Origin of the sequence: Apibacter sp. (genome assembly GCF_025291155.1) — a bacterium.
Taxonomy (GTDB): Bacteria; Bacteroidota; Bacteroidia; order Flavobacteriales; family Weeksellaceae; genus Apibacter.
The window spans coordinates 1-6,364 of record NZ_JAMBJZ010000096.1; the positions used below are offsets into that span (position 1 = coordinate 1).

General features: G+C 33.5%; 4 protein-coding genes. All 4 read right to left on the reverse strand.

The window, feature by feature from the left end; genetic code table 11:
• Nucleotides 1-12: 12 nt before the first annotated feature.
• Nucleotides 13-1,926, reverse strand: a complete 1,914-nt coding sequence (gene dnaK, locus M3Z80_RS08510) for a molecular chaperone DnaK (protein WP_293919169.1) — start codon at nt 1,924-1,926, stop codon at nt 13-15.
• 250 nt (nt 1,927-2,176) lie between these two features.
• Complete coding sequence (locus M3Z80_RS08515; protein WP_293919170.1) at nt 2,177-3,412, reverse strand: M20 family metallo-hydrolase; 1,236 nt, start codon at nt 3,410-3,412, stop codon at nt 2,177-2,179.
• Nucleotides 3,405-3,905 carry an L-2-amino-thiazoline-4-carboxylic acid hydrolase gene (locus tag M3Z80_RS08520; protein ID WP_293919171.1) on the reverse strand — a complete coding sequence of 167 codons (501 nt, stop codon included), beginning with the start codon at nt 3,903-3,905 and terminating at the stop codon, nt 3,405-3,407. The genes M3Z80_RS08515 and M3Z80_RS08520 overlap by 8 nt, the downstream gene beginning before the upstream one ends.
• 21 nt (nt 3,906-3,926) lie before the next feature.
• Nucleotides 3,927-6,263 (reverse strand): ABC transporter permease subunit, encoded by a 2,337-nt coding sequence (locus M3Z80_RS08525; protein ID WP_293919172.1) that lies wholly within the window; start codon nt 6,261-6,263, stop codon nt 3,927-3,929.
• Between the last annotated feature and the right edge of the window lie 101 nt (nt 6,264-6,364).

Below are 6,364 nucleotides of genomic sequence, written 5' to 3' on the forward strand. Positions count from 1 at the left end.
TATAATCGTCAATTATTTAACTTCTTCAAAGTCTACATCTTCAACATTATCTCCTCCTTGGTTAGAACTGGTGGAAGCTCCTTCTCCTCCACCCTGAGCACCTGTATTGGCACCTTCTGCTGTTTGACCAGATTTATATAAATCTTCAGAAGCAGAGGCCCATACAGAATTTATTTTTTCCATAGCAGTTTCTATTGCCGGAATATCTTTACTTTCGTGGGCTTTTTTCAAATCAGCCAATGCATCTTCTATCGGTTGCTTTTTCTCTGCAGGTAATTTATCTCCAAATTCTTTTAATTGTTTTTCAGTTTGGAAAATCATGGCGTCAGCAGAATTTAATTTTTCAACTTCTTCTTTTCTTTTCTTATCTGCTTCTGCATTAGCTTCAGCCTCTTTCTTCATTTTTTCGATTTCTGCTTCACTTAATCCTGAAGATGCTTGTATTTTTATGGATTGTTCTTTTCCTGTTCCTTTATCTTTAGCGGAAACACTCAAAATACCATTTGCATCAATATCAAAAGTTACTTCAATTTGAGGAACTCCTCTTGGTGCAGGTGGTATATCAACCAAATCGAATTTTCCAATTTCTTTGTTATCATTAAACATCGGTCTTTCTCCTTGTCCTACTCTAATAGTTACAGCAGGTTGATTGTCTGCGGCAGTGGAGAAAGTTTCTGACTTTTTAGTTGGAATGGTAGTATTGGCATCGATTAATTTGGTAAATACCCCTCCGTAAGTCTCTATACCTAATGAAAGAGGAGTAACATCTAATAGTAATACATCTTTTACATCTCCTGTTAAAACTCCACCTTGAATAGCGGCTCCAATAGCAACTACCTCATCAGGATTTACCCCTTTTGAAGGTTTTTTACCGAAGAATTTTTCCACTTCTTCTTGTATTACAGGTATACGTGTAGAACCTCCGACTAATAATACTTCATCTATATCAGAAGTTTTTAACCCGGCATCTTCTAATGCTTTTTTACATGGTTCCATAGACCTTTTAACTAAATCTGCGGCAAGTTGTTCAAATTTAGCTCTGGTTAAAGTTTTAACTAAATGTTTAGGTCCGGAAGCTGTAGCTGTAATATACGGTAAATTGATTTCTGTTTGTGTAGATGAAGATAATTCAACTTTTGCCTTTTCAGCAGCTTCTTTCAATCTTTGTAATGCAATAGGATCCGCTTTTAAATCAACACCTTCTGCTGATTTAAATTCTTCTGCTAACCAATTAATGATTACATCATCGAAATCATCCCCTCCTAGGTGAGTATCTCCATTAGTTGATAATACTTCAAATACCCCGTCTCCTAAATCAAGAATAGAGATATCAAAAGTCCCCCCACCTAAATCGTATACCGCTACTTTTTGATCTTTATGCGCTTTATCCAAACCATATGCTAATGCTGCAGCAGTCGGTTCGTTAATTATTCTTTCAACTTTTAATCCTGCTATTTCGCCGGCTTCTTTAGTTGCCTGTCTTTGTGCATCGTTAAAATAAGCTGGAACAGTAATAACTGCTCTATCAACTGTTTCTCCTAAAAAATCTTCAGCAGTTTTCTTCATTTTTTGAAGTATCATCGCTGATATTTCTTGCGGAGTATATAATCTACCATTTATGTCTACTCTTGGAGTATCGGAATCACCTTTTACAACTTTATAAGGAACTCTGGATATTTCGCTTGCATCTGATGAGAATCTTGTACCCATAAATCTTTTTATGGAATACACTGTATTATGTGGATTTGTTACCGCTTGTCTTTTAGCAGGATCTCCAACCTTGATTTCTCCATCTTCCATAAAAGCAACTACGGAAGGAGTTGTTCTTTTTCCTTCTGCATTTGTAATAACGGTTGGATCATTACCTTCCATTACTGCAACGCAAGAATTCGTTGTCCCTAAATCAATTCCTATAATTTTACTCATGTTTATATTTTTTCGTTATTTTAAATTTAATTATAGTTAATTTATACCTAAATTATTAATTGATAATTTAGTTTCAATGATTATGCCATGAAGTATTATCATATGATTTGTCATAATTAATTTATTATTACCTGACATATTGTCTATTTTGTTTTTTATGTGAGGTTATAGCTCAGGTTTACTTAAATTAAAAAGTCAGAACTAAAAGATTCTGACTCATGTATTTATAGAATTGTATTAAATAATTATTTTATTTAGTAGCCAATTTTATCACGCTATTTAAGAGAACATTGGCTCCTGCACTCATCCATTCCGGTTTTATTTCTTCTTCTTCGTTGTGGCTTATTCCTTTAATGCATGGAATAAAAATCATAGAAGTCGGAGCTATTTTTGAAATATTACATGAATCATGTCCCGCACCTGATACTATTTCTCTACATGAATACTTTAAATGGTGTGTTACTTGGCGTACTGTTTCTATGCAGGTATCTGAAAAATGTATTGGTGGAAAAGAAAGAATTTGATTGATACTATATTTCAAATTAAGCTCTTCAGCAATTTCCTTTATCTTTACAGATAGTTTTTGGTTCATTCGATCTAGTCCTCTTTCTGAAGGATGCCTAAATTCTACGGATAACCAAGCTTTATTGGATATTACATTTCTAGAATTCGGAATTGTTTTTACCATTCCCACGGTAGCTCTTCCTTCTGGCATTTCTTCTTTCCCAATTTGGTTAACCCTTATTACGGCTTCAGCCAATCCTAATAGCGCATCTTGTCTCACTTCCATAGGTGTTGTCCCAGCATGTGAGGCAACTCCTGTAAATTCAATATCATACCATTTTTGTCCGACAGCTCCGGTAACTATCCCAATTAATTCATTATTATTCTCCAATATAGGACCTTGCTCAATATGTAGCTCAAGGGACGCATGAATTTTATATTGAGAAAAATTGTCTTTTCCAGCATAGCCAATTCTTGTCAATTCATCCCTAATAGTTTTTCCGGAAGCATCTTTACAAGCCCAGCCTTCATTTACAGGCATAAGCCGGGAAAAAATTGCAGAGCCTATCATAGCCGGTGCAAAACGAGCTCCTTCTTCATTGGTCCAGCTTACCACGTCAATAGGACGGTCTGTTTTTATTTTATGATCATTAAGAGAATATATTACTTCCAATGCTGCTAGAACTCCATATATTCCATCATATTTACCTCCCAACGGCTGACTATCTATATGAGAACCTATCAGTATAGGATTTAGAGTATTATCTTCTCCAGATCGTCTTGCAAAAATATTTCCCATAGAGTCAATTTTAATCGAGCAGCCAGCCTCTTCAGCTAACTCAACAAATAAATCACGAGCTTGTTTGTCTAAATCCGTGAGGGTTAGCCTATGTACCCCTCCCTTAGGAGTTCCTCCTATTTTAGCAAAATCTCTTATCCATTTTTGTAGTCTTTTGGAATTAATATATATATTATCATTCATTGGAAATATTTTTTTTGTGTTTTTCTAATTGATAATGAAAATCACAATATCCATCTCCCTTCATTATAGTATGTGGGCGTGTTAATTTAACGTCCGGAGCATAGCCTTCAATAAATTTTGCATCTCTATTACAAGAAAGTAAAAATCCTATTTCTCCTAGCCCCATCTCATGATACATTTCTGCATAACGACATCTTTTAACCGTATAGTTGTATTGAATTTCATTGTTTACCAATACTTCCGTTTCTAAAGCGTCGTCTTTTTCCCACAGATATTGCAGTTCTACAAAACTTTGTACAGAAGTGGGACCTTCTTCTTTTTGCGCAAATTCTCTTCCTGCTTGTATTGCTGCATTGGCTACTGCCTCTTCTATAATAGATTTTGCTTTCTCCAAACCGTATTCTTTCTTTAAAATATCATAGATAGGCTTGATGATCTCTGCTTCTATTTTTCTTCGTTGTAAAATACCTATTTCTTCGTTTTGGTTCTTCATACTTATATTTACCTGTTTTTATTATATGTTATACTCAATCGGAGCTATATTTCCGATAAATTTTAGTAATCTTTCATCTCGGGTTTTCTTTAATTGTTGAGGCTCTTCATTATATAAAATTTGCCCCGATTCCATAAAAATTATTCTATCTGAAACTTCAAATGCAAATTTCATTTCATGAGTAACTATGATCATGGTCATTCCTTCATTGGATAATTCTTTAATAACTTTTAAGACTTCTTTTACTAATTCCGGATCTAAAGCCGAAGTAGGTTCGTCAAATAACATAATGCTTGGCTGGATAGCCAAAGCCCTTGCTATGGCCACTCGTTGTTGTTGTCCTCCAGATAGCTGATGCGGATATTTATTCGCATGACTTAGCATACCAACTTTATCCAACATAGCTAATGCATAGGTCCGTATAGCAATTTTATCTTTGTTTTTCAAATGATATAAAGGTGCTAACATAACATTTTCCAATACGGTTTTGTGAGGAAAAAGATTATAAGACTGAAATACCATGCCTATCCTTTGATTATGATTATTTTTTATCGTATTTTCTATTTTATGATTATTTTTTGTTATTATTGGAGTATTACCCATTCGGATATCTCCTGTATCAATTGATTCTAAGCCAATTATTGATCGTATAAGTGTGCTTTTCCCAGATCCGGAGGGGCCTATAATGCTAATAACATTACCCCATGGAACCGTTATATTTACATTTTTTAATACCGGAGTGTTTTCATAGGACTTATTTATATTTTTTAAGCTTAATGCTAATTCTCCTACCTGGTTACTTTTTATGGTTGAATATTTTTTCAACTTATCATGATCCACTTGTATGGATTCATCCATATATGTAATTTTTTTATTCACGTCAAATTTTTCTTCAAGCTTATGTATAATCCAAGTTACTATGGTTACAATCAAAACGTAATAGAGGGCAACGACTAATAGAGTTTCCATAACTAGAAAGTTACGAGTGTAGAGTTGTTGTCCAACTAGTAATATTTCCGATAATGATATAACGGAAACTAAAGAAGTTAACTTGATTATTGTAATGTATTGATTGGCTAATGATGGTAAGGCAACTCTTAGGGTTTGAGGCACAATAATTAGCCTCATAATTAACCAATATGATAACCCCAGTGCTTTTCCTGCCTCATATTGACCTTTGGGCACGGATTGTAATGCTCCTCTATGTATTTCAGCAATATAAGCAGTCTCGCTTAATACTAAGGCTAATAATCCTGAAATAAAAGGATTGGAAAGAATTATTGAGCTTTGCGGCCAAATTTGTGGCAAATTGTAAATAAATATTAATAATACCAATAATGGCAAACTTCTGAAAAACCAGATATAGCCCCTTGAAATTTTTTTTAAAATCAAAGATTTACTTCGGCCCAATAAAGCAACAAAAAAACCTAAGATTATGCCTATACACCAGGTTAATGTACTTAATTCAAGAACGGTTATACAAGCTTTCCAAAAATCCTTATTAAAAAACTGATCTATAAAATATTCCCAATTGAAACCTTTTTTCTTATTATTATCAGAAATATCTTCTTCCTCTAATTTGTAAGTTTTCAGTAATTCTTTACTTGGGTATGCCAAATTATATTTATTCAACAGTTGCTGATATTCTCCCGATTCTCTTAAATCTTGTATTATTTTCGAAATTTTATTTTTTAATGAACTATTATCCTTTTTAAAAGCCAATCCTATTAATACCGGATCGATCATTTCTTTTGTTGATATAACTAGCTTTTCCTCTAAATTATCTACCAACATTTTTGCTACAGCAGCGTCTTCATATTGAACATCTACCCCTTTGGATAAAAGCGCCTGTGATGCTTCGGGAGCACTTGGATATTCTTTAATTTCAATTGTATTACGATTATTAAGCAAACAATATTTTTGAGATATTTCATTTAATTTAGGTATCCAGGCAGCGCCTTTCATCGATGAAATTTTCTTGCCACATAATTCCTGTAAAGATGTAGGACGATAAGTATCATCTTTTCTAACCACTAATACACCTCCTGTTTGAAGATACGGTAAAAAAGAAACTTGTTTAGCTCGTTGTGAATTTACATACAGGGCAGAGGCTATAACATCATAGTGTCCTGCATTTAGACCTATAATGATATTTTCTATTCTTGTATCTTTAAATACTACTTTTAGTTTCAATTTTTCAGCTACGAGCCTCATTAGATCCGGATCAAACCCTCTGGGGCCTCCCTCTGTATAAGCATAAGGTGCATAGGTAAGGTCAATTCCTACTGTTAATTCACCTTTTTTTAAAGTTTGCGCATGAAAAATATTTATGCGAATAAGGAATAAGAGTAAAAACAAATATTTTAGAAAAGTAATTGATATTCGAAAATCTGTTTTAAAAAAATTATAATTCACAATATTTGACTGTTTTAAATTCAAAATAACTAATCATTAAAATC